At 70.7% G+C, this 25,345-nt stretch carries 40 protein-coding genes; 36 read left to right on the top strand and 4 right to left on the bottom strand.

The window, feature by feature from the left end; genetic code table 11:
* Window positions 1-27: 27 nt before the first annotated feature.
* A complete protein-coding gene (locus DFJ68_RS10965; RefSeq protein ID WP_245963593.1) occupies window positions 28-870 on the top strand; it encodes a siderophore-interacting protein in 843 nt (280 codons plus the stop codon).
* On the opposite strand, the gene DFJ68_RS10960 is transcribed toward DFJ68_RS10965, so the two are convergent.
* Entirely contained in the window at window positions 842-1,582 is a 741-nt protein-coding gene (locus tag DFJ68_RS10960; protein WP_147431564.1) for a DUF2785 domain-containing protein, read from the bottom strand. The two genes, DFJ68_RS10965 and DFJ68_RS10960, sit on opposite strands and share 29 nt — an antisense overlap.
* A 54-nt stretch (window positions 1,583-1,636) precedes the next feature.
* Between DFJ68_RS10960 and DFJ68_RS10955 the strand changes: the two genes are divergently transcribed.
* The 26 genes from DFJ68_RS10955 (at window position 1,637) to DFJ68_RS10830 (ending at window position 17,526) form a co-directional block, all read left to right on the top strand.
* Window positions 1,637-2,953, top strand: a complete 1,317-nt coding sequence (locus DFJ68_RS10955; RefSeq protein ID WP_121035297.1) for a M18 family aminopeptidase — start codon at window positions 1,637-1,639, stop codon at window positions 2,951-2,953.
* A 340-nt stretch (window positions 2,954-3,293) separates the two neighbouring features.
* On the top strand, window positions 3,294-3,602 hold the full coding sequence (gene rpsJ, locus DFJ68_RS10950) for a 30S ribosomal protein S10 (RefSeq protein ID WP_009775966.1): 309 nt from the start codon (window positions 3,294-3,296) through the stop codon (window positions 3,600-3,602).
* A gap of 13 nt (window positions 3,603-3,615) precedes the next feature.
* The gene (gene rplC, locus DFJ68_RS10945) at window positions 3,616-4,284 is read left to right on the top strand and encodes a 50S ribosomal protein L3 (RefSeq protein ID WP_121035296.1); all 669 of its coding nucleotides are present in this window, start codon (window positions 3,616-3,618) and stop codon (window positions 4,282-4,284) included.
* Window positions 4,281-4,928, top strand: coding sequence for a 50S ribosomal protein L4 (gene rplD / locus DFJ68_RS10940; protein ID WP_121033155.1), 648 nt, complete (start codon window positions 4,281-4,283; stop codon window positions 4,926-4,928). Before rplC ends, rplD begins: the two co-directional genes overlap by 4 nt.
* Window positions 4,925-5,224 carry a 50S ribosomal protein L23 gene (rplW, locus tag DFJ68_RS10935; protein WP_121033153.1) on the top strand — a complete coding sequence of 100 codons (300 nt, stop codon included), beginning with the start codon at window positions 4,925-4,927 and terminating at the stop codon, window positions 5,222-5,224. The genes rplD and rplW overlap by 4 nt, the downstream gene beginning before the upstream one ends.
* Before the next feature lie 26 nt (window positions 5,225-5,250).
* The gene (gene rplB / locus DFJ68_RS10930) at window positions 5,251-6,087 is read left to right on the top strand and encodes a 50S ribosomal protein L2 (RefSeq protein ID WP_121033151.1); all 837 of its coding nucleotides are present in this window, start codon (window positions 5,251-5,253) and stop codon (window positions 6,085-6,087) included.
* Between the two features lie 15 nt (window positions 6,088-6,102).
* Complete coding sequence (rpsS, locus tag DFJ68_RS10925) at window positions 6,103-6,384, top strand: 30S ribosomal protein S19 (protein WP_070191534.1); 282 nt, start codon at window positions 6,103-6,105, stop codon at window positions 6,382-6,384.
* 32 nt (window positions 6,385-6,416) lie between these two features.
* Complete coding sequence (rplV, locus tag DFJ68_RS10920; protein WP_121035295.1) at window positions 6,417-6,782, top strand: 50S ribosomal protein L22; 366 nt, start codon at window positions 6,417-6,419, stop codon at window positions 6,780-6,782.
* A gap of 1 nt (window position 6,783) precedes the next feature.
* Window positions 6,784-7,605: a 30S ribosomal protein S3 gene (gene rpsC, locus DFJ68_RS10915; protein ID WP_121033149.1), complete on the top strand. Its 822-nt coding sequence runs from the start codon at window positions 6,784-6,786 to the stop codon at window positions 7,603-7,605.
* A 2-nt stretch (window positions 7,606-7,607) separates the two neighbouring features.
* Window positions 7,608-8,027 (top strand): 50S ribosomal protein L16, encoded by a 420-nt coding sequence (gene rplP, locus DFJ68_RS10910; protein ID WP_121033147.1) that lies wholly within the window; start codon window positions 7,608-7,610, stop codon window positions 8,025-8,027.
* Window positions 8,027-8,365: a 50S ribosomal protein L29 gene (rpmC, locus tag DFJ68_RS18965; protein WP_121033145.1), complete on the top strand. Its 339-nt coding sequence runs from the start codon at window positions 8,027-8,029 to the stop codon at window positions 8,363-8,365. The genes rplP and rpmC overlap by 1 nt, the downstream gene beginning before the upstream one ends.
* On the top strand, window positions 8,362-8,649 hold the full coding sequence (rpsQ, locus tag DFJ68_RS10900) for a 30S ribosomal protein S17 (protein WP_121033143.1): 288 nt from the start codon (window positions 8,362-8,364) through the stop codon (window positions 8,647-8,649). Before rpmC ends, rpsQ begins: the two co-directional genes overlap by 4 nt.
* Window positions 8,650-8,724: 75 nt before the next feature.
* Window positions 8,725-9,093, top strand: coding sequence for a 50S ribosomal protein L14 (gene rplN / locus DFJ68_RS10895; RefSeq protein WP_121033141.1), 369 nt, complete (start codon window positions 8,725-8,727; stop codon window positions 9,091-9,093).
* A gap of 2 nt (window positions 9,094-9,095) precedes the next feature.
* A complete protein-coding gene (gene rplX / locus DFJ68_RS10890; protein WP_121033139.1) occupies window positions 9,096-9,482 on the top strand; it encodes a 50S ribosomal protein L24 in 387 nt (128 codons plus the stop codon).
* 2 nt (window positions 9,483-9,484) lie between these two features.
* Window positions 9,485-10,054, top strand: coding sequence for a 50S ribosomal protein L5 (gene rplE, locus DFJ68_RS10885; protein WP_121033137.1), 570 nt, complete (start codon window positions 9,485-9,487; stop codon window positions 10,052-10,054).
* A gap of 1 nt (window position 10,055) precedes the next feature.
* On the top strand, window positions 10,056-10,241 hold the full coding sequence (locus tag DFJ68_RS10880; protein ID WP_020143231.1) for a type Z 30S ribosomal protein S14: 186 nt from the start codon (window positions 10,056-10,058) through the stop codon (window positions 10,239-10,241).
* A gap of 114 nt (window positions 10,242-10,355) precedes the next feature.
* Window positions 10,356-10,754, top strand: coding sequence for a 30S ribosomal protein S8 (rpsH, locus tag DFJ68_RS10875; RefSeq protein WP_121033135.1), 399 nt, complete (start codon window positions 10,356-10,358; stop codon window positions 10,752-10,754).
* Window positions 10,755-10,766: 12 nt separating this feature from the next.
* Window positions 10,767-11,303 carry a 50S ribosomal protein L6 gene (rplF, locus tag DFJ68_RS10870; RefSeq protein ID WP_121033133.1) on the top strand — a complete coding sequence of 179 codons (537 nt, stop codon included), beginning with the start codon at window positions 10,767-10,769 and terminating at the stop codon, window positions 11,301-11,303.
* A 3-nt stretch (window positions 11,304-11,306) separates the two neighbouring features.
* Complete coding sequence (gene rplR, locus DFJ68_RS10865; protein ID WP_121033131.1) at window positions 11,307-11,681, top strand: 50S ribosomal protein L18; 375 nt, start codon at window positions 11,307-11,309, stop codon at window positions 11,679-11,681.
* A 40-nt stretch (window positions 11,682-11,721) separates the two neighbouring features.
* Window positions 11,722-12,390, top strand: coding sequence for a 30S ribosomal protein S5 (gene rpsE, locus DFJ68_RS10860; RefSeq protein WP_121033129.1), 669 nt, complete (start codon window positions 11,722-11,724; stop codon window positions 12,388-12,390).
* Window positions 12,390-12,572 carry a 50S ribosomal protein L30 gene (gene rpmD, locus DFJ68_RS10855; protein WP_121033127.1) on the top strand — a complete coding sequence of 61 codons (183 nt, stop codon included), beginning with the start codon at window positions 12,390-12,392 and terminating at the stop codon, window positions 12,570-12,572. The genes rpsE and rpmD overlap by 1 nt, the downstream gene beginning before the upstream one ends.
* 2 nt (window positions 12,573-12,574) lie before the next feature.
* A complete protein-coding gene (gene rplO / locus DFJ68_RS10850; protein WP_121033125.1) occupies window positions 12,575-13,060 on the top strand; it encodes a 50S ribosomal protein L15 in 486 nt (161 codons plus the stop codon).
* A 198-nt stretch (window positions 13,061-13,258) separates the two neighbouring features.
* Complete coding sequence (secY, locus tag DFJ68_RS10845) at window positions 13,259-14,590, top strand: preprotein translocase subunit SecY (RefSeq protein ID WP_121033123.1); 1,332 nt, start codon at window positions 13,259-13,261, stop codon at window positions 14,588-14,590.
* Window positions 14,590-15,156, top strand: coding sequence for an adenylate kinase (locus DFJ68_RS10840; RefSeq protein WP_121033121.1), 567 nt, complete (start codon window positions 14,590-14,592; stop codon window positions 15,154-15,156). The genes secY and DFJ68_RS10840 overlap by 1 nt, the downstream gene beginning before the upstream one ends.
* A gap of 10 nt (window positions 15,157-15,166) precedes the next feature.
* Complete coding sequence (map, locus tag DFJ68_RS10835; RefSeq protein ID WP_121033119.1) at window positions 15,167-16,015, top strand: type I methionyl aminopeptidase; 849 nt, start codon at window positions 15,167-15,169, stop codon at window positions 16,013-16,015.
* A gap of 23 nt (window positions 16,016-16,038) precedes the next feature.
* Entirely contained in the window at window positions 16,039-17,526 is a 1,488-nt protein-coding gene (locus DFJ68_RS10830) for a serine hydrolase domain-containing protein (RefSeq protein ID WP_121033117.1), read from the top strand.
* Between the two features lie 14 nt (window positions 17,527-17,540).
* Here the strand turns inward: DFJ68_RS10830 and DFJ68_RS10825 are convergent, their stop codons facing one another.
* Window positions 17,541-18,185 (bottom strand): hypothetical protein, encoded by a 645-nt coding sequence (locus tag DFJ68_RS10825; RefSeq protein ID WP_121033115.1) that lies wholly within the window; start codon window positions 18,183-18,185, stop codon window positions 17,541-17,543.
* A gap of 39 nt (window positions 18,186-18,224) precedes the next feature.
* The gene (locus DFJ68_RS10820; RefSeq protein ID WP_121033113.1) at window positions 18,225-18,779 is read right to left on the bottom strand and encodes a hypothetical protein; all 555 of its coding nucleotides are present in this window, start codon (window positions 18,777-18,779) and stop codon (window positions 18,225-18,227) included.
* Window positions 18,780-18,894: 115 nt separating this feature from the next.
* On the opposite strand from DFJ68_RS10820, the gene DFJ68_RS10815 reads away from it, so the two are divergent.
* The 9 genes from DFJ68_RS10815 to rplQ all read left to right on the top strand — a co-directional run bounded on the left by DFJ68_RS10815 (window position 18,895) and on the right by rplQ (window position 24,598).
* Window positions 18,895-19,779 (top strand): hypothetical protein, encoded by an 885-nt coding sequence (locus tag DFJ68_RS10815; protein ID WP_121033111.1) that lies wholly within the window; start codon window positions 18,895-18,897, stop codon window positions 19,777-19,779.
* 16 nt (window positions 19,780-19,795) lie between these two features.
* Window positions 19,796-20,203: a GntR family transcriptional regulator gene (locus DFJ68_RS10810; protein ID WP_121033109.1), complete on the top strand. Its 408-nt coding sequence runs from the start codon at window positions 19,796-19,798 to the stop codon at window positions 20,201-20,203.
* A 260-nt stretch (window positions 20,204-20,463) separates the two neighbouring features.
* Entirely contained in the window at window positions 20,464-20,685 is a 222-nt protein-coding gene (infA, locus tag DFJ68_RS10805) for a translation initiation factor IF-1 (RefSeq protein WP_013493543.1), read from the top strand.
* A gap of 116 nt (window positions 20,686-20,801) precedes the next feature.
* Entirely contained in the window at window positions 20,802-20,915 is a 114-nt protein-coding gene (rpmJ, locus tag DFJ68_RS10800; RefSeq protein WP_006592630.1) for a 50S ribosomal protein L36, read from the top strand.
* 220 nt (window positions 20,916-21,135) lie between these two features.
* A complete protein-coding gene (gene rpsM, locus DFJ68_RS10795) occupies window positions 21,136-21,510 on the top strand; it encodes a 30S ribosomal protein S13 (protein WP_121033107.1) in 375 nt (124 codons plus the stop codon).
* 56 nt (window positions 21,511-21,566) lie between these two features.
* The gene (gene rpsK / locus DFJ68_RS10790) at window positions 21,567-21,962 is read left to right on the top strand and encodes a 30S ribosomal protein S11 (protein WP_121033105.1); all 396 of its coding nucleotides are present in this window, start codon (window positions 21,567-21,569) and stop codon (window positions 21,960-21,962) included.
* A gap of 34 nt (window positions 21,963-21,996) precedes the next feature.
* Window positions 21,997-22,605 carry a 30S ribosomal protein S4 gene (gene rpsD, locus DFJ68_RS10785; RefSeq protein ID WP_121033103.1) on the top strand — a complete coding sequence of 203 codons (609 nt, stop codon included), beginning with the start codon at window positions 21,997-21,999 and terminating at the stop codon, window positions 22,603-22,605.
* A gap of 157 nt (window positions 22,606-22,762) precedes the next feature.
* Entirely contained in the window at window positions 22,763-23,785 is a 1,023-nt protein-coding gene (locus DFJ68_RS10780; protein WP_121033101.1) for a DNA-directed RNA polymerase subunit alpha, read from the top strand.
* Between the two features lie 78 nt (window positions 23,786-23,863).
* Window positions 23,864-24,598 carry a 50S ribosomal protein L17, sunset domain variant gene (gene rplQ / locus DFJ68_RS10775; RefSeq protein ID WP_121033099.1) on the top strand — a complete coding sequence of 245 codons (735 nt, stop codon included), beginning with the start codon at window positions 23,864-23,866 and terminating at the stop codon, window positions 24,596-24,598.
* Window positions 24,599-24,661: 63 nt separating this feature from the next.
* On the opposite strand, the gene DFJ68_RS10770 is transcribed toward rplQ, so the two are convergent.
* Window positions 24,662-25,300, bottom strand: a complete 639-nt coding sequence (locus tag DFJ68_RS10770; RefSeq protein ID WP_245963592.1) for an AMIN-like domain-containing (lipo)protein — start codon at window positions 25,298-25,300, stop codon at window positions 24,662-24,664.
* Between the last annotated feature and the right edge of the window lie 45 nt (window positions 25,301-25,345).

The following is a 25,345-nucleotide window of genomic DNA, read 5'->3' as shown; positions in this document are numbered from 1 at the left end:
GGTGACCGCAGACCCGTGAGGACCACCGTGCCCGGCACCACCGCCCTGACCGTCACCACCACCTCACCGGTGAGCCCGGGAATGGTGCGGGTCGAGTTCGCGAGCGAGGACCTGTCGGCCTTCGAGGGCAGCGCCGACACCGACCGTTACGTCAAGCTCGTCTTCGCCGGGGCGGGGGACGGCGACGAGCCGGTCGTGCGCACCTACACCGCCCTCGACCCCGACGTCGCCGCCGGCACGGTCGCCGTCGAGTTCGTCGTGCACGGCGACGAGGGCGTGGCCGGTCCCTGGGCCGCCCGCGCCCGGCCCGGTGACCGCCTCGAGGCCCGTGGCCCCGGCGGCGGCTACCGGCCCGACCCCACCGCGGACTGGCACCTGCTCGTCGGCGACGAGTCGGCCCTGCCCGCCATCCGCGCCGCGGTCCAGGCCCTGCCTGCGGACGCCGTGGGATACGCCGTGCTCGAGGTGCCGCACCGTGAGCACGAGGTCGAGCTCGGCGCGCCCGACGGCCTCGAGGTCATCTGGCTCAACGACAGCATCACCTCGCACCCCGCGAGCGACGACACCGACGAGCCGGGCGGGCGCCCGCGTGAGCGGGCCCTCGTCAGCGCCGTGCGCGCTCTGCCCTGGCGCGACGGCCGGGTGCACGCCTTCGTGCACGGTGAGGCGCGCACGGTCATGCACGGCATCCGGCCGTACCTGCTGCGCGAGCGGGCGGTGCCCCGCGCCGACGCGTCGATCTCGGGCTACTGGCGTCGCGGCCGCACCGAGGAGTCGTTCCGGGTCTGGAAGTCCGACCTCGCGGCCGCCGAGTCCGCGTCGTCCGCCGCCGGGTCCGCCGTCAGGCCGGGCGCCAGGACCACGGCGTGACGAGAGCGAGCAGCGAGCAGGCCTCCGCCACGGCGACGTCGGCGAGCGGCACCCGCACCGGCTCGTCGTCCCAGAGGGGCTGCTGACCGAGGGCCACGACGAGGGAGCGCAGCACGTGCATCGTGTTGGTCGCCGGCGCCGGGACCGGGCCGGGCTCACCGCTCTCGAACATCCGGCGGACGGGGGACAGGCCCGCGACGAGCCGGTCGGCGGTGAGGTCCGGGTGGGCCACGACCTGCACGAGCGCGTGGGCGACGCGGTCGTCCTCCTGGTCGCGCCACACGGTGTCGGTCGGCTCGATGCACCGCGCGACCGTGGCGTCGAGCAGGTCGCCGGGGTCGACGACCCGGGCGGCCGCACACGTCGCGACGAGGTCGGCGCCGTGGGCCACGGCGTGCAGCCAGCCCAGGCCGTCGTCGTGGCCGCGCAGGTCGTGCTCCCCGACCCACCACCGCGCGACGCGGTGCCACCACGTCGGGTCGAAGCGACCCGACTCCACGAGGGCGGCGATGACGAGCGGTGCGAACGTGCGCGCCTGCGTCTCGGGGTGGTCGAGCCGCTCCAGGGCCACGGCCGCCACGTGGGCCGCGTCGTCGGCGTCGAGGCCGGCCTGCACCGCCGCGAGCAGCGTCGGCAGCGCCCGACCGTCCCGCACCTCCGGGTCGCGGGAGGCCAGGCCGGTGAGGGTGTCGTCCAGCTCGGAGCGTCGCATCGAGGCATGGTGCCACCCGCAGGCGTCCCAGGGGGCGTGGGTAGGGTCGCCCGCATGGCTGACGGCTCCGCTCCCCGCTTCGACTCCGACACCGAGGCGCAGGGTCTCATCGACTACGTCGACGCCTCACCGACCCCGTTCCACGCGTGCGAGCAGGCGGCGGCCCGCCTCGAGGCCGAGGGGTTCGTGCGGCTCGACGAGCGCGAGCCCTTCCCGACCGCGCCCGGGGCCCACCTGCTGCTGCGTGGCGGCTCGCTCATCGCCTGGGACACCCGTGGGACGCACGCCGCCGGGGCCGGGCCGGCCGCCGGCTTCCGGGTCGTCGGCGCGCACACCGACAGCCCCAACCTGCGCCTCAAGCCGCACGCCGACCACGTCAAGGCCGGCTGGCAGATGCTCGCCGTCGAGCCCTACGGTGGCCTGATCCTCAACTCGTGGCTCGACCGCGACCTCGGCCTCGCCGGTCGGGTCGCGGTGCGCACGGCCGACGGGGTGACGACCCGGCTCTTCCACGACCGCGACCCGCTGCTGCGGGTGGCCCAGCTGGCGATCCACCTCGACCGCACCCAGAACGACGAGCTCTCGCTCAACCGTCAGCAGCACATGGTGCCGCTGTGGGGGCTGGGGGAGGCGCCGGGCGACGTCACCGCCTACCTGGCCGAGCAGGTCGGCGCCGAGCGCGAGGACGTCCTGTCCTACGACGTCATGACCCACCCCGTGCAGCCCTCCGCCCGCATCGGCCTGGAGCGTGAGCTCGTCGCCGCCCCGCGGCTGGACAACCTCGCCACCTCGTACGCGGGCACGCGGGCGCTGCTGCGGGCCGCGGCGTCCGAGCCCGCCCACGTGCCGGTGCTCGTGCTCTTCGACCACGAGGAGATCGGCAGCACCAGCGAGCGCGGTGCGACCTCGACCCTGCTGCCCTCCGTGCTCGAGCGCATCGTCACCGCCGGCGGGGGCACGCGCGAGGACTACTGGCGCGCCCTCGCGGCCACCGTCATCGCCTCGGGCGACATGGCGCACGCGACCCACCCGAACTACGCCGACCGCCACGAGCCGATGCACCGCATCGCGATGAACGGTGGCCCGGTGCTCAAGGTCAACACCAACCTGCGCTACGCGACGGATGCCGTGGGCGCCGCCGCTTTCCGCCTCGCCTGCGAGCAGGCGGGTGTCCCCGTGCAGACCTTCGTCACCCGCAGCGACCTGCCCTGCGGGTCGACGGTGGGCCCGGTGACCTCCTCGCTCACCGGTGCCACGACCGTCGACTTCGGTGCCCCGATGCTGTCGATGCACAGCGCCCGCGAGCTGTGCGGCGCCCACGACGTGCCGATGTACGTCGCCGCGCTGGCCGCCTTCCTCGACCCGCGCTGACCGCCCGCCACCCGGCATCCGGGAGCGGGGCCGGACGCACGATTTGATACGTCCCCGCGCCCTCTGGCACACTGTCGGGGTTGCTTGACGCGCGTCGCTGACCCATGTCGGCGAGGCCACCCCTCGTAGGACTCTGCAGGACTGCACCGCACGCCCCCGGGCGCCGCGGGAGGCCCGAGGGAAGCGCAGGCAGCCCGGTTCGGCCGGGCACTCCATCCCTGGATCGGCACTCAGGTGCGCGATCCGGGCCGCGGAGCGGGCGCGACACGCCCGACCTCGGGGGTCGGAGGGCCAAGGGAACCGGTAGGAAGAGTACGGCGAGAGAGAGACGTAACTTCAGATGGCGGGACAGAAGATCCGCATCCGGCTGAAGTCGTACGACCACGAGGTCATCGACAACTCGGCCCGGAAGATCGTTGACACGGTGACACGCGCTGGCGCGACCGTGGTGGGCCCGGTTCCCCTGCCGACGGAGAAGAACGTCTTCGTCGTCATCCGGTCGCCGCACAAGTACAAGGACAGCCGCGAGCACTTCGAGATGCGCACGCACAAGCGCCTCATCGACATCATCGACCCGACGCCCAAGGCCGTCGACTCGCTGATGCGTCTCGACCTGCCGGCGGACGTCAACATCGAGATCAAGCTCTGAGGCGGTGGGTGAGATGACGACCATTGCGACGAACGTTCCCCAGAAGACCGTCAAGGGTGTCCTCGGCGAGAAGCTCGGCATGACCCAGGTCTGGGACGCCGACAACCGCCTCGTGCCCGTGACCGTGGTCAAGGCCGGCCCCTGCGTCGTGACGCAGGTGCGTGCCGAGCAGACCGATGGCTACGGCGCGGTGCAGATCGCCTTCGGTGCGATCGACCCCCGCAAGGTGAACAAGCCCATGAGCGGGCACTTCGCCAAGGCCGGCGTGACGCCGCGCCGCCACCTCGTCGAGCTGCGCACGTCCGACGCCGGCGAGTACGAGCTCGGCCAGGAGGTCACGGCCGAGGTGTTCGAGGCCGGCCAGCGCGTCGACGCCACGGGCACGACCAAGGGCAAGGGCTTCGCCGGTGTCATGAAGCGTCACGGCTTCGCCGGTGTCTCCTCCTCGCACGGTGCCCACAAGAACCACCGCAAGCCGGGATCGATCGGTGGCTGCTCCACGCCGGGCCGTGTCTTCAAGGGCATGCGCATGGCCGGTCGCATGGGTGGCGTCCGCCAGACGACCCAGAACCTCCAGATCCACGCCGTTGACGCCGAGAAGGGCCTGCTGCTCATCAAGGGTGCCGTCCCCGGCCCCCGCGGTGGCCTCGTCCTGATCCGCACGGCTGCGAAGGGTGCATGATCCACATGGCAACCACAACCCCCAACCTGCCGGCCGACATCTTCGACGTCCAGACGAACGTGCCGCTCATCCACCAGGTCGTCGTGGCCCAGCTCGCCGCGGCCCGTCAGGGCACGCACTCCACGAAGACCCGCGGTGAGGTGCGTGGCGGTGGCCGCAAGCCCTACCGCCAGAAGGGCACCGGCCGCGCCCGTCAGGGCTCGACCCGCGCGCCGCAGTTCGCCGGCGGTGGCGTCGTCCACGGCCCTCAGCCGCGCGACTACAGCCAGCGCACCCCCAAGAAGATGAAGGCCGCCGCCCTGCGCGGTGCCCTCTCGGACCGGGCCCGCTTCGGCCGCATCCACGTCCTCGACGCCCTCGTGACCGGCGACGCCCCGTCGTCGAAGCAGGCGTTGGCCGCCCTCACGGGCATCACCGAGCGCCCGAACCTGCTCGTCGTGCTGACGCGCGGAGACGAGGTCTCGCTGAAGTCGGTGCGCAACCTGCAGAACGTGCACGTGCTCGTCGCCGACCAGCTCAACACCTACGACGTGCTCTGCGCCGACGACATCGTCTTCACGCAGGCGGCGCTCGACGCGTTCGTCGCCGGCCCCGTGAAGGCCGACAAGTCCGGCCTCGCCGCCGTGAAGGAGGACTCCAAGTGAGCATCCACACCAAGGACCCCCGCGACATCCTCATCGCGCCGGTCGTCTCGGAGAAGTCGTACGGGCTGCTCGACGAGGGGAAGTACACCTTCCTCGTCGACCCCCGCGCGAACAAGACCGAGATCAAGATCGCCATCGAGCAGATCTTCGACGTCAAGGTCGACAAGGTGCACACCCTGAACCGCCAGGGAAAGACCCGCCGCACCCGCTTCGGCCTCGGCAAGCGCAAGGACACCAAGCGCGCGATCGTCTCCCTCCGTGAGGGCACGATCGACATCTTCGGCGCCGGCGCCTGAGCTCGACGAGTCGTAAGGAAACGAACATGGGTATCCGCAAGTACAAGCCGACCACGCCGGGCCGCCGTGGCTCGTCGGTCGCCGACTTCGTCGAGATCACGCGCAGCACGCCGGAGAAGTCGCTGGTCCGTCCGCTCACCAAGAGCGGTGGTCGCAACAACGCCGGTCGCATCACGACGCGTCACATCGGTGGTGGCCACAAGCGTGCCTACCGCCTCATCGACTTCCGTCGCCACGACAAGGACGGCGTGCCGGCCAAGGTCGCTCACATCGAGTACGACCCCAACCGCACCGCGCGCATCGCGCTCGTCCAGTACGCCGACGGCGAGAAGCGCTACATCCTCGCGCCGAACCGCCTCAAGCAGGGCGACCCGATCGAGAACGGCCCCGCGGCCGACATCAAGCCGGGCAACAGCCTGCCGCTGCGCAACATCCCCGTCGGTACGGTCGTGCACGCGATCGAGCTGAAGCCGGGTGGCGGCGCCAAGGTGGCCCGCTCGGCCGGAACGCGCGTGCAGCTCGTCGCCAAGGACGGCCCCTACGCGCAGCTGCGCATGCCGTCCGGTGAGATCCGCAACGTCGACGCGCGCTGCCGCGCCACCGTCGGCGAGGTCGGCAACGCCGAGCAGAGCAACATCAACTGGGGCAAGGCCGGCCGCATGCGCTGGAAGGGCAAGCGCCCGACCGTCCGCGGTGTCGCCATGAACCCGGTCGACCACCCGCACGGTGGTGGAGAGGGCAAGACGTCCGGTGGACGTCACCCCGTCAGCCCCTGGGGTCAGGCCGAGGGCCGCACCCGCAAGGGTCACAAGGAAAGCGACAAGCTCATCGTGCGTCGCCGTCGTACTGGCAAGAAGCGCTGATAAGGAGCCTTTGGAATGCCTCGTAGCCTGAAGAAGGGCCCCTTCATCGACGACCACCTTCAGAAGAAGGTGGACGCCCAGAACGAAGCGGGCACCAAGACCGTCATCAAGACCTGGTCGCGTCGTTCGGTCATCAGCCCGGACATGCTCGGCCACACGTTCGCCGTGCACGACGGCCGCAAGCACGTCCCGGTGTTCGTCACCGAGTCGATGGTCGGCCACAAGCTCGGTGAGTTCGCGCCGACGCGCACGTTCAAGGGTCACATCAAGGACGACAAGAAGGGTCGTCGTCGCTGATGGCCGCCCCGACCCAGACCAAGGAAGAAGTCATGGAAGCCAAGGCTTCGGCGCGCCACGTGCGCGTCAGCCCGCAGAAGGCTCGCCGTGTCGTGGACCTCATCCGCGGCAAGGCCGCCACCGACGCCGTCACGGTCCTGCAGTTCGCCCCGCAGTCGGCCTCCGACCCGGTGCAGAAGGTGCTCGAGAGCGCCATCGCCAACTGCCGCGTCAAGGCCGACCGCGAGTCGGTCGCCTTCGACGAGCGTGAGCTCGTCATCTCGGCGGCGTTCGTCGACGAGGGCCCGACCATGAAGCGGTTCCGCCCGCGCGCCCAGGGCCGCGCCGGCCGCATCAACAAGCGGACGAGCCACATCACCGTGGTCGTCACCCAGCGTGAGAAGAAGGGAGCCCGCTGATATGGGTCAGAAGGTCAACCCCCACGGCTTCCGTCTCGGCATCACGACCGACCACAAGAGCCACTGGTTCGCCGACTCGACGAAGGACGGTCAGCGTTACCGTGACTACGTCAAGGAGGACGTCTCCATCCGTCGCCTGATGGAGAAGGGCATGGAGCGCGCCGGCATCGCCAAGGTCGAGATCGAGCGCACCCGTGACCGTGTCCGCGTCGACATCCACACCGCCCGCCCCGGCATCGTCATCGGTCGCCGCGGCGCCGAGGCCGACCGCATCCGCGGCGAGCTCGAGAAGCTCACCGGCAAGCAGGTCCAGCTGAACATCCTCGAGGTCAAGAACCCCGAGATCGACAGCCAGCTCGTCGCCCAGGGCATCGCCGAGCAGCTCTCGGCCCGTGTGTCCTTCCGTCGTGCGATGCGCAAGGGCATGCAGTCCGCCCAGCGCGCCGGCGCCAAGGGCATCCGCGTGCAGGTCTCGGGCCGCCTCAACGGCGCCGAGATGAGCCGCACCGAGTTCTACCGCGAGGGCCGCGTCCCGCTGCACACCCTGCGTGCGCAGATCGACTACGGCTTCTACGAGGCGCGCACGACCTTCGGCCGCATCGGCGTCAAGGTCTGGATCTACAAGGGCGACATGACGGCGAAGGAGCTCGCGGCCCAGCAGGCCGCCGCCCCGCGCCCGTCGCGTGGCCCGCGTCGTGACGGCGCCGACCGCCCGAACCGTGCCCGTCGTGGCGAGCGTGACAACGCCGGCGCGCAGGCACCCGAGGCAGCCGCGACCGAGTCCGCCCCGGCGGCTCCCGCGACTGAGAATGAGCAGGCCTGACCATGTTGATCCCCCGTCGTGTCAAGCACCGCAAGCAGCACCACCCCAACCGCCACGGTGCGGCCAAGGGTGGGACGACGATCGCGTTCGGTGACTACGGCATCCAGGCTCTCGAGCCCGCCTACGTGACCAACCGTCAGATCGAGTCCGCTCGTATCGCCATGACCCGCTACATGAAGCGTGGTGGCAAGGTCTGGATCAACATCTACCCCGACCGCCCGCTCACCAAGAAGCCCGCCGAGACCCGCATGGGTAGCGGTAAGGGTTCGCCGGAGTGGTGGATCGCCAACGTCAAGCCGGGCCGCATCATGTTCGAGCTGTCGGGCGTCACCGAGCCGGTCGCTCGCGAGGCCCTGCGTCTCGCGATGCACAAGCTCCCCATGAAGTGCCGCTTCGTCACGCGAGAGGGTGGTGACATCTGATGGCAGTCGGAACCAAGGACCTGGCCAGCGAGCAGCTGCGCGGTCTCGACGACAGCAGGCTCGCCGACGAGCTCAGCAAGGCCAAGGCCGAGCTGTTCAACCTGCGCTTCCAGTCGGCCACGGGCCAGCTGGACAACCACGGTCGCCTCCGTGCGGTCAAGAAGGACATCGCCCGCATCTACACGGAGATGCGCGAGCGCGAGCTCGGCATCGGCTCGGCCCCGGCCGCGCCCGCCGCCGCGAGCGAGAGCGACTCCAAGGCCGACGCGAAGGCCGACAAGAAGGCTGCGAAGGCCGAGAAGAAGAAGGCCAAGGCCGACGAGGAGGCTGGAGCATGAGCGAGCAGGACAAGGCCGCCCAGGCGACCGCGACGCGCAACGACCGCAAGACCCGCCAGGGTTACGTCGTCAGCGACAAGATGGACAAGACCGTCGTCGTCGAGGTCGAGGACCGCGTCAAGCACGCGCTCTACAGCAAGGTCATCCGCCGCACCAGCAAGGTGAAGGCGCACGACGAGAGGAACGAGGCCGGCGTCGGCGACCGCGTGCTCATCATGGAGACGCGTCCGCTCTCGGCGACGAAGCACTGGCGTCTCGTCGAGATCCTCGAGAAGGCCAAGTAAGCCACCCCCCATTTCCGTTCGGCCAGGCTCAGCTGGGCAACCAGTGAGAACCGGCACGACGACAGGAGTTAGACAGTGATTCAGCAGGAGTCGCGACTGCGCGTCGCCGACAACACCGGTGCGAAGGAGCTCCTTTGCATCCGTGTTCTCGGTGGTTCGGGCCGTCGGTACGCCGGCATCGGTGACACCATCGTCGCCACCGTCAAGGACGCCATCCCCGGCGGCAACGTCAAGAAGGGCGACGTCGTCAAGGCCGTCATCGTGCGCACCGTCAAGGAGCGCCGCCGCGCCGACGGTTCGTACATCAAGTTCGACGAGAACGCCGCCGTGATCCTCAAGACCGACGGTGACCCCCGTGGCACCCGCATCTTCGGCCCGGTCGGCCGCGAGCTGCGCGACAAGCGGTTCATGAAGATCATCTCGCTGGCGCCGGAGGTGCTGTGAACATGGCGAACGCGAAGAAGGCACCCGCCAAGATGAAGATCAAGAAGGGTGACCTCGTCCAGGTCATCTCCGGCCGCACGCAGAAGAACGGCGGCGACCGGGGCAAGCAGGGCAAGGTCATCGCGGTGTACCCCGAGAACCAGCGCGTGCTGGTCGAGGGCATCAACCGCGTCACCAAGCACGTCAAGGCCGGCGCCACGGCGCGCGGCACGCGCACCGGTGGCCTGACCCACACCGAGGCCGCGATCCACGTGAGCAACGTGGCCGTCGTGGACCCGGAGTCGAAGAAGCCGACGCGCGTCAAGACGCGGGTCGAGACCGTCGAGCGCGGTGGCCGCCAGAAGGCCGCCCGCGTGCGCGTCGCGGTCACGTCGGACAAGGACCTCTGAGGATGACCGAGACCACCAGCACCATCACCAAGCCGCGCCTCAAGACGCGCTACCAGGACGAGATCAAGGGCGCCCTGCTCGAGCAGTTCGGTTACGCGAACGTCATGCAGGTCCCCGGTGTCGTCAAGGTCGTCGTCAACATGGGTGTCGGCGACGCGGCCAAGGACAGCAAGCTCATCGAGGGTGCCGTCCGCGACCTCACCGCCATCACCGGCCAGAAGCCGGTCGTGACGCGGGCGCGCAAGTCCATCGCGCAGTTCAAGCTGCGTGAGGGGATGCCGATCGGCGCGCACACGACGCTGCGTGGCGACCGCATGTGGGAGTTCCTCGACCGTCTCGTGACGATCGCCCTCCCGCGCATCCGTGACTTCCGCGGTCTCTCGCCGAAGCAGTTCGACGGCCGCGGCAACTACACCTTCGGTCTGACGGAGCAGTCCATGTTCCACGAGATCGACCAGGACCGCATCGACCGGGTCCGTGGCATGGACATCACCGTGGTCACCACGGCGACCAACGATGACGAGGGTCGCGCGCTGCTCAAGCAGCTGGGCTTCCCCTTCAAGGAGAACTGACATGGCCAAGACCGCTCTCGTCAACAAGGCGAACCGGAAGCCGAAGTTCAAGGTCCGCGCGTACACCCGCTGCCAGAAGTGCGGTCGCCCGCACTCGGTGTACCGCAAGTTCGGCCTCTGCCGCATCTGCCTTCGCGAGATGGCGCACGCGGGCGAGCTGCCGGGCGTCACCAAGAGCTCCTGGTAAGACCCACCCCACACCCACACACACCTCTGACACCGTAGGTCGGCTTCGGCGGCATCCGCCGCAGGGCATCGAGCCCGAGGCCGAAACCCCGGTGAGGAAGGGCGGAGAGCCCACATGACCATGACAGACCCGATCGCGGACATGTTGACCCGCGTGCGTAACGCCAACTCGGCGCACCACGACGTCGTCTCCATGCCGTACTCGAAGCTCAAGAAGAACATCGCCGAGATCCTCCAGGCGGAGGGCTACATCGCCTCCTGGAAGATCGAGGAGGCGACGGTCGGCCAGACGCTGACCATCGACCTCAAGTACGGCCCCAACCGGGAGCGTTCCATCGCCGGCGTCCGCCGCGTGAGCAAGCCCGGCCTGCGCGTCTACGCGAAGTCGACCAACCTGCCCAAGGTCCTCGGCGGCCTCGGCGTGGCGATCCTGTCGACGTCGACCGGTCTGCTGACCGACCGTCAGGCACACGAGAAGGGCGTGGGTGGGGAAGTCCTCGCCTACGTCTGGTAAGGAGACACTGACATGTCGCGAATCGGACGACTTCCGGTCTCCATCCCCTCGGGTGTGGACGTCACGGTGCAGGGTCAGGACGTGCTCGTGAAGGGCCCCAAGGGCCAGCTCGAGCTCACCGTCCCGAACCCAATCACCGTCGAGGTGGGCGAGGGCAACCTCGAGGTCAAGCGGCCCAACGACGAGCGCGACTCGCGCTCGCGCCACGGCCTGACCCGCTCGCTCATCAACAACATGGTCCTCGGTGTCACCGAGGGCTACGAGAAGAAGATGGAGATCCACGGCACGGGTTACCGCGTCGCGGCTCGTGGCGCCAACCTCGAGTTCTCGCTCGGGTACAGCCACTCCATCACCATCGAGGCACCGGCGGGCATCAGCTTCACGGTCGAGAACCCGACGCGCTTCGCCGTGCAGGGCATCGACAAGCAGCTCGTCGGCGAGGTCGCCGCGAACATCCGCAAGCTGCGCAAGCCCGACCCGTACAAGGGCAAGGGCGTCCGTTACGCCGGCGAGCAGATCCGTCGCAAGGTCGGAAAGGCCGGTAAGTAAGCCATGGCAATGATCATCAAGCGCGGCAAGAGCAAGGCCGCTGCACGCATCCGCCGCCAGGTGCGCGGTCGCAAGAAGATCGCCGGCACCACGGCCCGTCCCCGCCTCGTGGTCTCCCGCAGCAGCCGTCACCTGTTCGTTCAGGTCGTCGACGACACCGTGGGCAAGACCGTCGCGTCGGCGTCGACCATGGAGGCCGACCTGCGCACGTTCGAAGGCGACAAGACGGCCAAGGCCAAGAAGGTCGGCGAGCTCGTCGCCGCCCGGGCCAAGGATGCCGGTGTCGAGGCCGTCGTGTTCGACCGTGGCGGCAACAAGTACCACGGTCGCGTCGCGGCCATCGCCGAGGGCGCCCGCGAAGGCGGTCTGTCCCTGTGAGCAAGCACGTGAACGCAATCTCTGAGATGAGGAACATCTGATGCCCGGACAGCAGCGTCGAGGCGGAGGGGTCGGAGGCCCCGCCACTGGCGGCGAGCGCACCGAGCGCGGAGACCGCCGTGACAACCGCGGCGGTCGTGACAACCGCGACAGCCGCGACCAGGACAAGAACCAGTACGTCGAGCGCGTCGTGACCATCAACCGTGTCGCCAAGGTCGTCAAGGGTGGTCGTCGCTTCAGCTTCACCGCCCTCGTCGTCGTCGGCGACGGTGACGGCACCGTGGGTGTCGGCTACGGCAAGGCCAAGGAGGTGCCCGCGGCGATCGCCAAGGGTGTCGAGGAGGCGAAGAAGAACTTCTTCCGCGTCCCCCGCATCCAGGGCACCATCCCCCACCCCGTCCAGGGTGAGGCCGCCGCCGGTGTCGTCATGCTGCGCCCCGCCGCCCCCGGTACCGGTGTCATCGCCGGTGGCCCGGTGCGTGCGGTGCTCGAGTGCGCCGGCATCCACGACGTGCTCAGCAAGTCGCTGGGCTCGGACAACGCCATCAACATCGTCCACGCGACGGCCCAGGCCCTGCGCGACCTCGAGCGCCCCGAGTCGGTCGCCGCGCGTCGTGGCAAGACCCTCGAGGAGGTCGCCCCGGCGGCCATGCTCCGGGCCCGTGCCGCCGGCCTCGCCGAGGCCGCGGCTGCAAAGGGTGGTGCGTGATGGCTCGTCTCAAGGTGACCCAGACCCGGTCCGAGATCGGTGGCAAGCAGAACCAGCGTGACACGCTGCGCAGCCTCGGTCTGAAGCGCATTGGCGACACCGTCGTCAAGGAGGACCGTCCCGAGATCCGCGGGATGGTCAAGACGGTCACGCACCTCGTGTCCGTCGAGGAGGTTGACTGACCATGGCTGACAAGACGGCCGACAAGACCACCGAGGGCTCGGCCCTCAAGGTCCACCACCTGCGTCCGGCCCCCGGAGCCAAGACCGCCAAGACCCGCGTCGGTCGTGGTGAGGGCTCCAAGGGCAAGACCGCCGGTCGCGGCACCAAGGGCACGAAGGCCCGCTACCAGGTGCCCGAGCGGTTCGAGGGCGGCTCCATGCCGATGCACATGCGACTGCCGAAGCTGCGCGGGTTCAAAAACCCGTTCCGCACCGAGTACCAGGTGGTCAACCTCGACCGCCTGCAGCTGCTCTTCCCCGAGGGCGGTTCGGTCTCGGTCGACGACCTCGTCGCCAAGGGTGCCGTCCGCGACGGCCACCTGGTGAAGGTGCTCGGCACCGGCGAGATCTCCGTGGCCGTGCAGGTCGAGGCGCACAAGTTCTCGGCCTCCGCCAAGGAGAAGATCGAGGCCGCCGGCGGCACGGTCTCCGCGCTCACCGGAGCGTGACCGGCCCGGCCGCACGACCCCTCGTGCGGCCAGGCCACGCACCACCCGCTGTGACCAACGCCCCGGGTGCCACCTCCCGGCCCACCGACCACCGTCGGCGCGGCCGGAGCGGCACCCGGGGCGTTGTGCACGTGCGTTAACCTTCGACGGATCGCTCGACTTGACCCGTCGCGCCCACGGCGCGACCCAGGAGGACCTGTGTTTGCCGCTTTCGCCCGCGCGTTCCGAACCCCGGACCTGCGCAAAAAGCTGCTCTTCACGCTGGGGATCATCGCCCTGTTCCGGCTCGGCTCCCACGTGCCGACGCCCGGGGTGAGCTACTCCCTCGTGCAGAACTGCCTCGACGCCAGCCGGGCGCAGGGCAACGCCAGCGGCGACCAGAGCGGGTTCCTCAACCTCGCGAACCTCTTCAGCGGGGGAGCGCTGCTCCAGCTCTCGGTCTTCGCGCTCGGGATCATGCCGTACATCACGGCGAGCATCATCATCCAGCTGCTGACGGTCGTCATCCCGCGCTTCGAGGCGCTCAAGGAGGAGGGCCAGTCGGGGCAGACGAAGCTGACGCAGTACACGCGATACCTCACGATCGGCCTCGCGATCCTGCAGTCGGCGACGCTCATCACCTTCGCGCGCAACCCCTCGAGCCTCTTCGGGGCCAGCTGCACGAACATCATGACCGACCAGTCGCTGGTCACGATCCTCATCATGGTCATCACGATGACCGCCGGCACCGGCCTCATCATGTGGTTCGGCGAGCTCGTCACCGACAAGGGCGTCGGCAACGGCATGTCCCTCATGATCTTCACCTCGATCGCCTCGGGCTTCCCGAGCTCGTTGTGGGCCATCAAGGAGAACCGCGGCTGGGGGACGTTCCTGCTCATCCTCATCCTCGGCATCTTCGTGATCGCCGCCGTCGTCTTCGTCGAGCAGTCGCAGCGACGCGTGCCGGTGCAGTACGCCAAGCGCATGGTCGGTCGCCGCGAGTACGGCGGCACCTCGACCTACATCCCGCTCAAGGTCAACATGGCGGGCGTCATCCCCGTCATCTTCGCCAGCTCGCTGCTCGCCCTGCCCGGCCTCGTCGCGCAGTTCAACACCCGCTCCGACGGCACGGCCCCGGGCTGGGTGCAGTGGGTCCAGGAGAACCTCGTGCGGGGCGACCACCCGATCTACATGGCGATCTACACGCTGCTCATCCTCTTCTTCACCTTCTTCTACGTCTCGATCACGTTCAACCCGACCGAGGTCGCCGAGAACATGAAGAAGTACGGCGGCTTCATCCCCGGCATCCGGGCCGGCCGCCCGACGGCGGAGTACCTCAACTATGTGCTGACGCGCATCACCGTGCCCGGCGCGATCTACCTCGCCGTCGTCGCCCTCATCCCGCTCATCGCGCTCGTGGCGATCGGGGCCAACCAGAACTTCCCGTTCGGTGGCACCTCGATCCTCATCATCGTCGGCGTCGGCCTCGAGACGGTGAAGCAGATCGAGGCCCAGCTGCAGCAGCGTCACTACGAAGGGTTCCTCCGCTGATGCGCCTGATCATCCTGGGCCCCCCCGGTGCCGGCAAGGGCACCCAGGCGGCCCGCATCGCCGAGCGCCTGTCGATCCCCGCGATCTCGACGGGTGACATCTTCCGCGCCAACATCAAGGACGGCACCGAGCTCGGCCGCCGGGTCAAGGCCATCCTCGACGCGGGCGGTTACGTCCCCGACGAGGTGACGAACGAGATCGTCGAGGACCGCCTCACCTGGCCCGACGCCGAGGGCGGCTTCCTGCTCGACGGCTTCCCCCGCACCGCCGGCCAGGTCGACGCGCTCGACGCGATGCTCGCCCGCCACGACCACGCGCTCGACGCCGTGCTCGAGCTGACGGTCGACGAGGACGTCGTCGTGCAGCGCCTGCTCAACCGGGCGCAGACCGACGGCCGCTCCGACGACACGGAGGAGGTCATCCGCGAGCGCCAGGCGATCTACCGCCGCGAGACCGCGCCGCTCGCCGACCACTACAAGCAGGCCGACCTCCTCGTGCAGGTCGACGGCATGGGCGGGGTCGACGAGGTCACCGACCGCGTCATGGCCGCCCTGCCGGCCCGCTGAGGCCACCCCGATGTTCGGACGCCGCAAGCTGCAGGGCCGCACCGACGAGCAGCTGCTGCTCATGCGCGAGGCGGGCCTGCTCGTCGGGCGCACCCTCGAGATGCTCCGGGCTGAGGTGCGCGCGGGTGTGACGACGCTCCAGCTCGACACGCTCGCCGAGACCTTCATCCGCGACCACGGCGGCATCCCGAACTTCCAGCTCGTCCCCGGCTACTCGCACACGCTCTGCACGAGCGTCAACGAGGAGGTCGTCCACGGCATCCCGGGCTCGCGGGTGCTCCACGACGGCGACGTGCTCTCGGTCGACTGCGGCGCCGAGGTGAAGGGCTGGAACGGCGACGCCGCCTTCACCGCCGTCGTCGGTGGCGACGAGGCGGCTTCCCCCGCCGACCGCGACCTCATCGCCGCCACGGAGGCGGGCCTCTACGCGGGCATCGCCGCCATGACCGTGGGCGGTCGCCTCTTCGCCGTGGGGGATGCCGTCGAGGCCAGTGTCGACGCCGCCGCCGAGCGCGACGGCCGGGTCTACGGCGTCGTCGACGAGTACGTCGGTCACGGCATCGGCACCCAGATGCACATGGACCCGCAGATCCCGAACTACGCCGTGTCCGAGACCGGGCCCAAGCTCGTCGACGGGTTCACCGGCGCCATCGAGCCGATGGTGACCCTCGGCACGACCGACACGACGGTGCTCGCCGACGACTGGACCGTCGTCACCGCCGACGGGTCCCGGGCGGCCCACTGGGAGCACTCCGTCGCCGTCCGCGAGGGTGGTCTGTGGATCCTCACCGCGACCGACGGCGGCCGCGCGGCCCTCGCCGCCGTGGGCGCGCCGTTCGCGCCGCTCACCGACGACTGAGCCGGTCCGCGTAGGGTCGACGGGTGACCCTGCCCCGCAGCACGTGCAGCGCCGAGGGCGTCGACGCCACCGGCATCCGTGACCTCGTCGACGCGGCCCGCGCCGCCGACCTCGACCTCCACAGCCTCATGGTGGCCCGGCACGGCCGGGTGGTCGCCGAGGGCTGGTGGGCGCCCTACACCGCGCAGCGGCCGGCGCTCGTCTACTCGCTGTCGAAGACGCTGACGGCGACGGCGGTCGCCCTGCTCCAGCAGCAGGGCCTGCTGCACGTCGACGACCTGCTGCTCGACCACCTGCCGGGTGTCGACCGCGACGCCATCGACCCGATCTGGTCGCGCGTGCGCCTCTCGCACTGCCTGTCGATGACCGTCGGCTTCGAGACCGACGTCGAGGGCCGGGTGTTCGACCGCTCGCGGCCGCAGGACTTCCGCGCGGACGACGAGTGGCTCCACCGCGTGCTCGCCACCCCTCCCACCCGCGAGCCGGGCACCCTGTTCACCTACAACCAGGCCGCGACCTACCTGCTGTCGGTCGTCGTCACCGCCGTCGCCGGCGGAGGCGTCGAGCAGGTGCTGCTCGAGGGCATCCCCGAGGTGCTCGAGGTGGGCGAGATCCCGTGGCACCGCGACCCGCTCGGGCGCGAGATGGGGTTCAGCGGAGCGCACGTACCGACCGGCACGGTGCTCTCGCTGGCCCAGCTGTACCTCGACCGCGGACGTCGCGACGGCGTGCAGCTGGTCGACGAGGCCTGGTTCGACCGTGCGGCCGTCGCCTTCGGCCCCCTCAACGCCGACCCCGACGCCGGTGAGGACTGGCGGCGCGGCTACGGCTTCTCGCTCTGGGTGCAGCGGCACGGCTACCGGGGCGACGGCGCCTTCGGCCAGTTCCTGCTCGTGCTGCCCGAGCACGACGTCGTCGTCGCGGTGACGAGCGAGCACGAGCGGATGCAGAGCCTGCTCGACCTCGTCTGGGAGCACCTCGTCCCGGCCGTCGACCGCGCCGGCTCACCCGAGGCGGATGCCGAGCTGGCCGGCCGGCTCGCGGACGCGCGGATCGAGCCCCGCCGGGCCGCCGCCCCGGCCGGGCCCGACGTGGCCCGGCTCCGACGCGCCGATGACGAGCCGTCCTCGGCCCTGTCCCGCGCGTACCGGGCGTCGACCGTGCGGCGCGGCCCGGACGGGGCGAGCACCCTCGAGCTCGACCGCGACGGCCTCACCCTCCCGGTGCGGGTCGGGTCGGGGGAGTGGCTCGAGTCGCAGCTCGAGGCCGACGGCTGGCGTCTGCCCATCGTCGCGAGCGGCGGCTGGACCGACGACACGCACTACGTCGCCGAGGTCATCGCCATCGAGACGCCCCACCGGTTCACGGTCGAGGGCCGGCTGGACGACGCCCCGGACGACAGCACCCTCGACAGCACGACCGACGCCTCCGGCGAGGTGCGCATGACGTGGCGCCTGGGCTCGCTCATGGGCCCGGACCCCTTCGGCCTCGCGGTGCGCACGACCGACTGACGCACGCCGGCAGGTCAGGCGCCGAGCGCCCCCGGCACCCCGCCGAGGTGCACGACGAGGCGTTCGGCCACGACGCGCGCGTTCGCCTGGAGCACCTCGAGCGGCACGCGGGGGAGGTTCTCCTCCCAGTCGAGCAGCGGCGAGCCGCGGAACTGCAGGAGGCGGGCGGGACGGCCCAGCACGAACCAGTGCAGGTGGGCGCCGCCGTCGCCGTACTTGGCCACCTGCACGCGGCCCACGGAGGGCACGTGCTCGACCGCGTCGGCGAGGGCGATGAGCACCTGACCCATCTCGGCGGCGAGGTCACGCGGCAGGGTCGGCAGGTCGTGGTGCTCGAAGGGCATGAGCATGAGCTGCACCGGCAGCCCCGTGTCGGTGGCGAGGTCGACGCGCCAGCGCTCGTTCGTCCACACGCGGGTGCGGCCGTCGTCCTCCGGAGGCGGCCCCTGGGTGCACGGGCAGTCGGCGGCCACCTCGCCGCGCCGGGGCGGCTCCTCGTCGGCGAGCGGCTGCAGCGGCTTCAGGCGCAGGCCGTCGAGCTCGTACGGGAAGATGTCCCAGCCGGGCATCTCCTCGACGGCGACGGGCAGTCGTCCCTCGGCGTCGGCGGCCGCGGCGATGCGGGCGTGGTACTCCTCGGGCGTCTCGGGATCGCGCATCCCGCCAGTATGCCGACGGCGCCCGGTCGGCGGCAGGCCCTAGCGGGGGCAGAGGGAGTCGACGCCGTCGGCGAGCACGCTGAGACCGTCGAGGTCGAGCTCGCCGTGCGTCGTGCCCCACCACGTGTCGACGGTCAGGCTCACCGGGACCCGCACCTGTTCGCCTTCCTCCGCCGTGAGCGCCCGCCGCGCGGCCGTGCAGTCGGTGACGGTCCAGCGCAGGGGGAGGTCGGTGCCGCCGGGGCGGAGCGTGACGACGGTGTCGAGCGACGCGGTGACACCGGGGACGAGGCTGCGCACGGACGTGACGTGCAGCGGCAGACGTCCGGCGTCGAGCACCTCGGGCGCGTCCGTCACCTCCCGCACCCCGGGGGCGGATGCCGTCGACGGCGCGCCACCGCCGTGGTGCCCGAGGGCGATGCGGGGCGCGAGCAGGCCCGCCCACCAAGCGAACCCGACGGCGGCGAGCACCAGGGCCACGCCCACCGCGGCCCGGCCGGTCGAGCGGCGGGCCAGCCGGTCGGCATCCTCTCGTCGGGGGCGGAGGTCGTCCCACGTGCGGGCGTCGACGCCGGGCGGGGCGGGCGCGCTCATGGGCACGGGCTCGGTGCGGGTGTCGGGCGGCGGCTCGTCATGGCGGCAGCCTAGGACCAATGTGTCACTGTGTCGATACATTGACACAGACGCCGACGCCCGCCACGCTGGGCGCATGACCGCTGACCCCACGCTGCTGCTCGGCGTATTCGCAGTCCTCGCCCTCGCGGTGGTCGTCCTGCTCGTCCACGCGGTCCGGGCACCGATGGGGCGACGCACGGTCGACCGCTTCGCGCGCCGGCAGCACCTCGTCGTCGACACCGCGAACGGCGGCCACGTCGTGCGGGCGCTCGCGCTGGTGCTGCGCTGGCGCCGACTCGGCCTCGTCACCGGGTTCGCCGTCGCGGCCCTCGTCTCCGTCACCCGAGGCGAGCTCACCGTGGACTTCGTCGCCATGTTCCTCGGCTGGTTCGCCGGCGCGGTGGTCGCGGAGTGGCTCGCGGCCGGTCTGCCCGTCGGTACGGGGCCGCGACGTGCGACGCTGCGTGCGCGGTCGCTGGGCACATACGTCACCACGCTCGACCGGGTGCTGCTCTCGGCGGTGCTCGGACTCACCGCGGCGGTCGCCGCCGTGGCTTTCGTGGGGGCGGTCGCCACCGGGCGCGCCGGCACCTGGGCCGTGTGGGTGGTGGGCACCCTGGTCGCGGCGGCGGCCCTCGCCGTGACGGCGCGGCGGGTGGTCCGCCGCCCCCAGCCCACCGACGACGCCTCCCTCCTCGCCGCCGACGACGCCCTGCGCGCCCACTCGCTCACCGTGCTCTGCGGCTGCGCGATCGCGGCGTCGGGGGTGCCCCTCGGGCGGCTGACAGACCTCGCGGCGGGAGTCCTGCCGGAGGGGGCGTGGTCGGGTGGCGTGAGCGACGGCGTCGGCGCTCTCACCCTCGTCGTCTGCGTTGCGCTCGGCTGGTTCGTCGCCGACCGCAGCGCGTCGGTGCGCGCCGGGGGAGCGGCCGACCCGGCCGCCGTGCCCGCACCGGCGACGCCCCGGGGTTTGGCGTGAGCGGTCGGGGCACGCGGTGACGACGGCCGCCCTGTCCGTCGACCCCGGCAGCCCGGTCCCCGTCTTCGAGCAGGTCCGGTCCCAGCTCGCGGCGCTCATCGAGGCGGGGTCGCTCGCCCCCGGCGAGCGGTTGCCCGCGATCCGCCAGCTCGCGGCCGACCTCGGGCTCGCCGCGGGCACGGTCGCGCGGGTCTACCGCGAGCTCGAGCAGGCGGGCCTCGTCGCGAGCCGGGTCCGCTCGGGCACCGTCGTCTCACCGCGCAGCCGGTGGCGCGGCGCCCGCCCGGCCGTCGCCCCCTCCGTCGACCCCGCGTCGGCGTCGCCGCTCGACGACGCCGCGGACACCCTCGTCGCGGCGGCGGGGCGCGCCGGTCTCGACCTCGACGCGACGCTCGCCCTCGTGCGCACCCGCTGGCCCGCCTGACCGATCCTGAACCGTCGAGTGGCCACGCCCCGTCATCGCGCCCGCCGGCGGGAACTGGCCTCTCGACCGTCTGAGGGGGCGGGCCGGCATCCTCGATTTCTCGTATACCGGGACGTCGCGTAAAGTTGTGCGTTGGGTGTCGCGTGTCCCGCCGCCCGCGCTTCGTGCTGTGCCGGACACGACGCAGGTGCACCACCCAGCAGCACACCAGCAGCACACGAGTACGACAACTTCTGCACCACGACAGATTGACGGAGGATATGGCCAAGAAGGACGGTGTCATCGAGATCGAGGGCACGATCGTCGAGGCTCTCCCGAACGCGATGTTCCGGGTCGAGCTGAGCAACGGTCACAAGGTTCTCGCCCACATCTCGGGCAAGATGCGCCAGCACTACATCCGGATCCTCCCCGAGGACCGGGTCGTGGTCGAGCTCTCGCCCTATGACCTGACCCGCGGTCGGATCGTCTTCCGTTACCGCTGAGCGCCCGCCCGGCCCCGGCCGGACGTGCACGACGCACCCACCCGAGTGAAACCAGCCCTCGCCCACCCGCCCCGCGGGGCGGTCGGACGCGGGCGCGATCTGAAGACAGCAGGCAGATGAAGGTTCAGCCGAGCGTCAAGAAGATCTGCGACAAGTGCAAGGTGATCCGCCGTAACGGTCGGGTCATGGTGATCTGCGAGAACCTGCGCCACAAGCAGCGCCAGGGCTGAGCAGCCAGCACCACCTCGCCGTCGACAGTCTTCGACAGCACGCAGCACACAGCAGTACAGCAGTCACCCGGCCCCTGATGACCGACCCTCGCGTCGGCGCAGGACGTCACCCCCGGCACGGAGGCCGGGGACCGGCCGCCCCCTCACGAGGGGAGCGGGAGCACCGGACCGGTGGCTGCTGCCAGACCTCCGCGAAACAGAACCCAGGAGAACCACCAACATGGCTCGTCTTGTTGGCGTCGACCTGCCGCGCGAGAAGCGCGTCGAGGTCGCCCTGACCTACATCTTCGGTGTGGGTCGCACCCGTTCCAAGGAGGCGCTGGTCGCGACCGGCGTCAGCCCCGATACCCGCGTCAAGGACCTCGGTGAAGCCGAGCTCGTTGCGCTTCGTGACTTCCTCGAGGGCAACTACCGCCTCGAGGGTGACCTTCGCCGTGAGGTGCAGGCCGACATCCGCCGCAAGGTCGAGATCGGCTCCTACGAAGGTCTCCGTCACCGTCGCGGTCTTCCCGTGCGCGGTCAGCGCACCAAGACCAACGCGCGCACCCGCAAGGGCCCGAAGCGCACCGTGGCCGGCAAGAAGAAGGCCAAGTGAGCCGGACCGCACCGCGGCCGGCCACCACCGACATCTCGTTCTGACGTAGGAGAAACATGCCTCCCAAGGCTCGCGCGACGAAGGTCCGTCGCAAGGAGAAGAAGAACGTCGCCCACGGGCACGCTCACATCAAGAGCACGTTTAACAACACGATCATCTCGATCACCGACCCCAACGGGGCCGTGATCGCCTGGGCCTCCGCCGGCCAGGTCGGCTTCAAGGGCTCGCGCAAGTCGACGCCGTTCGCCGCGCAGATGGCGGCCGAGGCCGCCGCCCGCCGTGCCATGGAGCACGGCATGCGCAAGGTCGACGTCTTCGTCAAGGGCCCGGGCTCGGGCCGTGAGACGGCGATCCGCTCGCTCACCGCCACCGGCCTCGAGGTCGGCGCGATCAGCGACGTCACGCCCACGCCGCACAACGGCGTCCGCCCGCCCAAGCGCCGCCGCGTCTGATCCGGCCCAGAGACCAGGAAGAGAAACCCGAATCATGGCTCGTTACACCGGCCCGATCACCAAGAAGTCCCGCCGCCTGAAGATGGACCTCGTCGGCGGCGACAAGAACTTCGAGCTCCGCCCGTTCCCGCCCGGCCAGCACGGCCGTCGCCGGATCCAGGAGAAGGAGTACCTGTCCCAGCTGCAGGAGAAGCAGCGTGCCCGCTTCTCGTACGGCGTCATGGAGAAGCAGTTCGTCCGCTACTACAAGGAAGCGGCGAAGCGCCCCGGCAAGACCGGTGAGAACCTCCTCCAGATCCTCGAGTCGCGCCTCGACAACGTGGTCTACCGTGCCGGCCTGGCCCGCACGCGTCGTCACGCCCGTCAGCTCGTCTCGCACGGTCACTTCGAGGTCAACGGCGTGCGCGTCGACGTCCCGAGCTACCGCGTCGAGCAGTACGACATCGTCACGGTGCGCAAGCAGTCCGCCGAGAGCTTCCCGATCGAGCTGGCCCGCCAGACGTACGGCGAGCGCCCGGTCCCCGCGTGGATGCAGGTCGTCCCCGGCTCGCTGCAGATCCTCATCCACCAGCTCCCGGTGCGTGGGCAGATCGACAGCCAGCTCACCGAGCAGCTCATCGTCGAGCTCTACTCGAAGAACTGACGCACCGGCCCGGATGCCGGGGAGCCCGCTCCCCGGCATCCGGTGCCGTCGCGTCCGGGGCGAGGTCGCGGACAGAGCCGACCCCGCCCGCCCGGAGCGAGACCGGGCAGTCACACGAGGCGTCATATGGCGGTCGCCCGTGGGAAGGAAATGAACAGTGCTCATCGCACAGCGTCCCGTGCTCTCCGAAGAGGTCGTGGCCCCGAACCGCAGCCGCTTCGCCATCGAGCCCCTCGAGCCCGGCTTCGGCTACACGCTCGGCAACTCCCTGCGCCGCACCCTGCTCTCGAGCATCCCGGGTGCCGCGGTCACCTCGATCCGCATCGACGGCGTGCTCCACGAGTTCTCCACCGTGCCCGGGGTCAAGGAGGACGTCACCGAGATGATCCTCAACATCAAGACCCTCGTCGTCTCCTCGGAGCACGACGAGCCGGTCGTGATGTACCTGCGCAAGCAGGGCCCCGGCGCCGTCACGGCCGCCGACATCACCCCGCCCGCGGGTGTCGAGGTGCACAACCCCGACCTGCACATCGCGACGCTCAACGAGAAGGGCAAGCTCGAGATGGAGCTGACCGTCGAGCGTGGCCGTGGCTACGTCTCGGCGCAGCAGAACAAGTCGGGCGACCAGGAGATCGGCCGCATCCCGGTCGACTCCATCTACAGCCCCGTGCTGACCGTGACCTACAAGGTCGAGGCCACCCGTGTCGAGCAGCGCACCGACTTCGACAAGCTCATCGTCGACGTCGAGACGAAGAACTCGATGACCCCGCGCGACGCCATGGCGTCGGCCGGCAAGACCCTCGTCGAGCTCTTCGGCCTGGCCCGTGAGCTCAACGTCGAGGCAGAGGGCATCGACATGGGCCCGTCGCCGACGGACGCCGCGCTCGCCGCCGACCTCGCCCTGCCGATCGAGGACCTCGACCTCACGGTGCGGTCGTACAACTGCCTCAAGCGCGAGGGCATCCACACCGTGGGTGAGCTCGTCGGTCGCAGCGAGGCCGACCTGCTCGACATCCGCAACTTCGGTGCGAAGTCGATCGACGAGGTCAAGGCCAAGCTCGTCGACATGGGTCTCGCGCTCAAGGACAGCCCCCCCGGGTTCGACCCGTCGGCGCTCGTCGACGGCTACGGCGACGACTACGACGACGACGAGTCCTTCGCCGAGGACGAGCAGCTCTGACCACCCGTGACCGAGCCATCGAGGATGCCGTGACGGCCCCCTCGAGCCGGCCTGGTCGGACTTTCTAGGAGACAAAGAATGCCCACCCCCACCAAGGGTCCCCGCGTCGGTGGCGGCCCCGCGCACGAGCGGCTGATCCTGGCCAACCTCGCGACGTCGCTGTTCGAGCACGACAGCATCACGACGACCGAGGCCAAGGCCAAGCGCCTGCGCCCGCTCGCCGAGCGCCTCATCACCTTCGCGAAGCGCGGTGACCTGCACGCCCGCCGTCGGGTCCTGACCGTCGTGCGTGACAAGGGCGTCGTGCACCGCCTCTTCGCCGAGATCGCCCCCGACATGGCGGCTCGCGAGGGCGGCTACACCCGCATCACCAAGATCGGCGCCCGCAAGGGTGACCGCGCCCCCATGGTCGTCATCGAGCTCGTCCGCGAGCCGCTGTCGGCCAAGAAGGCGACCGTCAAGGAGGCCGAGGGCGCCACCCGCCGTGCGGCCAAGCAGGAGGAGGCCAAGGCCGCCGCCGCCGACACGAAGGCCGCCGAGGACGCCGAGAAGGCCGACGAGACGACCGCCGCCCAGGGCACCGAGTCGACCGACGCCTCGACCGACACCGCGTCCGACACCGCGCTGCCCGAGGGCGCCGCGCTGCCGAACGAGGACGGCTCGGCCCCCGAGGGCTACACCGTCAAGGGCAACGCCGACTCGGGCAAGTACCACGAGCCCGACGGCCGGTACTACGGGCAGACCGTCGCGGAGTTCTGGTTCAAGGACGCCGCCGCCGCCGAGGCCGCCGGCTTCACCAAGGCCGGCAGCTGACCGCAGCCGCACCCCGACGAGAGGCCCCGCACCGGCACCGGTGCGGGGCCTCTCGCGTGTCCGTCACCAGGCGTGCGCGACGTCGATGACGAGCCGGCGCCCTCCGTCGGCGTCGGTGAGCACGAAGGCGCGCATCGGCAGTCGGGCCCGGACCCCGAGACCGATGTCGGTGTAGCCCTCGAAGCTCGAGACGAAGCGGGCCTGCCGGAAGGTGCGCCACCCCGACCACGTCAGCGTCGACGCCGGCACCGCGCTCGTGGCGGGGGCGTTCACGGTGACCTGCAGCCGGGCGCCGCCGGAGACGGCGACGGGCAGCCCGCTGGGGCCGACGACCTGGTCGACGTAGCGGACGTCGTAGCCGAGCGCCCCGGCGCCCGGCGCGACGTCGACGACGAGCCGGTCCCAGCAGGGGTGCTGGCCGGCGCGCAGACCGGAGACGCGGCCGGTCCACATCAGGCCCGGGCCGGTCCGCTCCGGGTCGGACCCCCAGACGAGCCCGCAGTACGGCGCGCGCTGGCCGGCGGTCGAGGCCGCGGCCGCGCTCGTCGTGGCCGCCTGTGAGGCGACGGATGACCCCGTCCCCGCGAGCGCGGGGACGAGTGGTGCGAGCAGCGCCAGGCTCGCGACGACGGCCGTACGACGGCTCCGTCCCGCGCGGCGACCGCGGGTTGCGGCCCGGGTGTGGGCGGTGGTGTCGGACATGGTGGGTACCCCCTATCGGCGACGGCCCCAGCCCCGTTGCCGGGG

The sequence above is a fragment of the Terracoccus luteus genome (genome assembly GCF_003635045.1).
In the GTDB taxonomy this organism is placed as follows: domain Bacteria; phylum Actinomycetota; class Actinomycetes; order Actinomycetales; family Dermatophilaceae; genus Terracoccus; species Terracoccus luteus.
This window is presented reverse-complemented; position numbering and strand designations above follow the sequence as displayed.

Coding starts and splice junctions, on each gene's coding strand:
- DFJ68_RS10960 (WP_147431564.1), bottom strand. CDS start 1,582: ATGCGACGCTCCGAGCTGGACGACACCCTCACCGGCCTGGCCTCCCGC.
- DFJ68_RS10955 (WP_121035297.1), top strand. CDS start 1,637: ATGGCTGACGGCTCCGCTCCCCGCTTCGACTCCGACACCGAGGCGCAG.
- rpsJ (WP_009775966.1), top strand. CDS start 3,294: ATGGCGGGACAGAAGATCCGCATCCGGCTGAAGTCGTACGACCACGAG.
- rplC (WP_121035296.1), top strand. CDS start 3,616: ATGACGACCATTGCGACGAACGTTCCCCAGAAGACCGTCAAGGGTGTC.
- rplD (WP_121033155.1), top strand. CDS start 4,281: ATGATCCACATGGCAACCACAACCCCCAACCTGCCGGCCGACATCTTC.
- rplB (WP_121033151.1), top strand. CDS start 5,251: ATGGGTATCCGCAAGTACAAGCCGACCACGCCGGGCCGCCGTGGCTCG.
- rpsS (WP_070191534.1), top strand. CDS start 6,103: ATGCCTCGTAGCCTGAAGAAGGGCCCCTTCATCGACGACCACCTTCAG.
- rplV (WP_121035295.1), top strand. CDS start 6,417: ATGGAAGCCAAGGCTTCGGCGCGCCACGTGCGCGTCAGCCCGCAGAAG.
- rpsC (WP_121033149.1), top strand. CDS start 6,784: ATGGGTCAGAAGGTCAACCCCCACGGCTTCCGTCTCGGCATCACGACC.
- rplP (WP_121033147.1), top strand. CDS start 7,608: ATGTTGATCCCCCGTCGTGTCAAGCACCGCAAGCAGCACCACCCCAAC.
- rpmC (WP_121033145.1), top strand. CDS start 8,027: ATGGCAGTCGGAACCAAGGACCTGGCCAGCGAGCAGCTGCGCGGTCTC.
- rpsQ (WP_121033143.1), top strand. CDS start 8,362: ATGAGCGAGCAGGACAAGGCCGCCCAGGCGACCGCGACGCGCAACGAC.
- rplX (WP_121033139.1), top strand. CDS start 9,096: ATGGCGAACGCGAAGAAGGCACCCGCCAAGATGAAGATCAAGAAGGGT.
- rplE (WP_121033137.1), top strand. CDS start 9,485: ATGACCGAGACCACCAGCACCATCACCAAGCCGCGCCTCAAGACGCGC.
- DFJ68_RS10880 (WP_020143231.1), top strand. CDS start 10,056: ATGGCCAAGACCGCTCTCGTCAACAAGGCGAACCGGAAGCCGAAGTTC.
- rpsH (WP_121033135.1), top strand. CDS start 10,356: ATGACCATGACAGACCCGATCGCGGACATGTTGACCCGCGTGCGTAAC.
- rplF (WP_121033133.1), top strand. CDS start 10,767: ATGTCGCGAATCGGACGACTTCCGGTCTCCATCCCCTCGGGTGTGGAC.
- rplR (WP_121033131.1), top strand. CDS start 11,307: ATGGCAATGATCATCAAGCGCGGCAAGAGCAAGGCCGCTGCACGCATC.
- rpsE (WP_121033129.1), top strand. CDS start 11,722: ATGCCCGGACAGCAGCGTCGAGGCGGAGGGGTCGGAGGCCCCGCCACT.
- rpmD (WP_121033127.1), top strand. CDS start 12,390: ATGGCTCGTCTCAAGGTGACCCAGACCCGGTCCGAGATCGGTGGCAAG.
- rplO (WP_121033125.1), top strand. CDS start 12,575: ATGGCTGACAAGACGGCCGACAAGACCACCGAGGGCTCGGCCCTCAAG.
- DFJ68_RS10840 (WP_121033121.1), top strand. CDS start 14,590: ATGCGCCTGATCATCCTGGGCCCCCCCGGTGCCGGCAAGGGCACCCAG.
- map (WP_121033119.1), top strand. CDS start 15,167: ATGTTCGGACGCCGCAAGCTGCAGGGCCGCACCGACGAGCAGCTGCTG.
- DFJ68_RS10825 (WP_121033115.1), bottom strand. CDS start 18,185: ATGCGCGATCCCGAGACGCCCGAGGAGTACCACGCCCGCATCGCCGCG.
- DFJ68_RS10820 (WP_121033113.1), bottom strand. CDS start 18,779: ATGAGCGCGCCCGCCCCGCCCGGCGTCGACGCCCGCACGTGGGACGAC.
- DFJ68_RS10815 (WP_121033111.1), top strand. CDS start 18,895: ATGACCGCTGACCCCACGCTGCTGCTCGGCGTATTCGCAGTCCTCGCC.
- infA (WP_013493543.1), top strand. CDS start 20,464: ATGGCCAAGAAGGACGGTGTCATCGAGATCGAGGGCACGATCGTCGAG.
- rpmJ (WP_006592630.1), top strand. CDS start 20,802: ATGAAGGTTCAGCCGAGCGTCAAGAAGATCTGCGACAAGTGCAAGGTG.
- rpsM (WP_121033107.1), top strand. CDS start 21,136: ATGGCTCGTCTTGTTGGCGTCGACCTGCCGCGCGAGAAGCGCGTCGAG.
- rpsK (WP_121033105.1), top strand. CDS start 21,567: ATGCCTCCCAAGGCTCGCGCGACGAAGGTCCGTCGCAAGGAGAAGAAG.
- rpsD (WP_121033103.1), top strand. CDS start 21,997: ATGGCTCGTTACACCGGCCCGATCACCAAGAAGTCCCGCCGCCTGAAG.
- rplQ (WP_121033099.1), top strand. CDS start 23,864: ATGCCCACCCCCACCAAGGGTCCCCGCGTCGGTGGCGGCCCCGCGCAC.
- DFJ68_RS10770 (WP_245963592.1), bottom strand. CDS start 25,300: ATGTCCGACACCACCGCCCACACCCGGGCCGCAACCCGCGGTCGCCGC.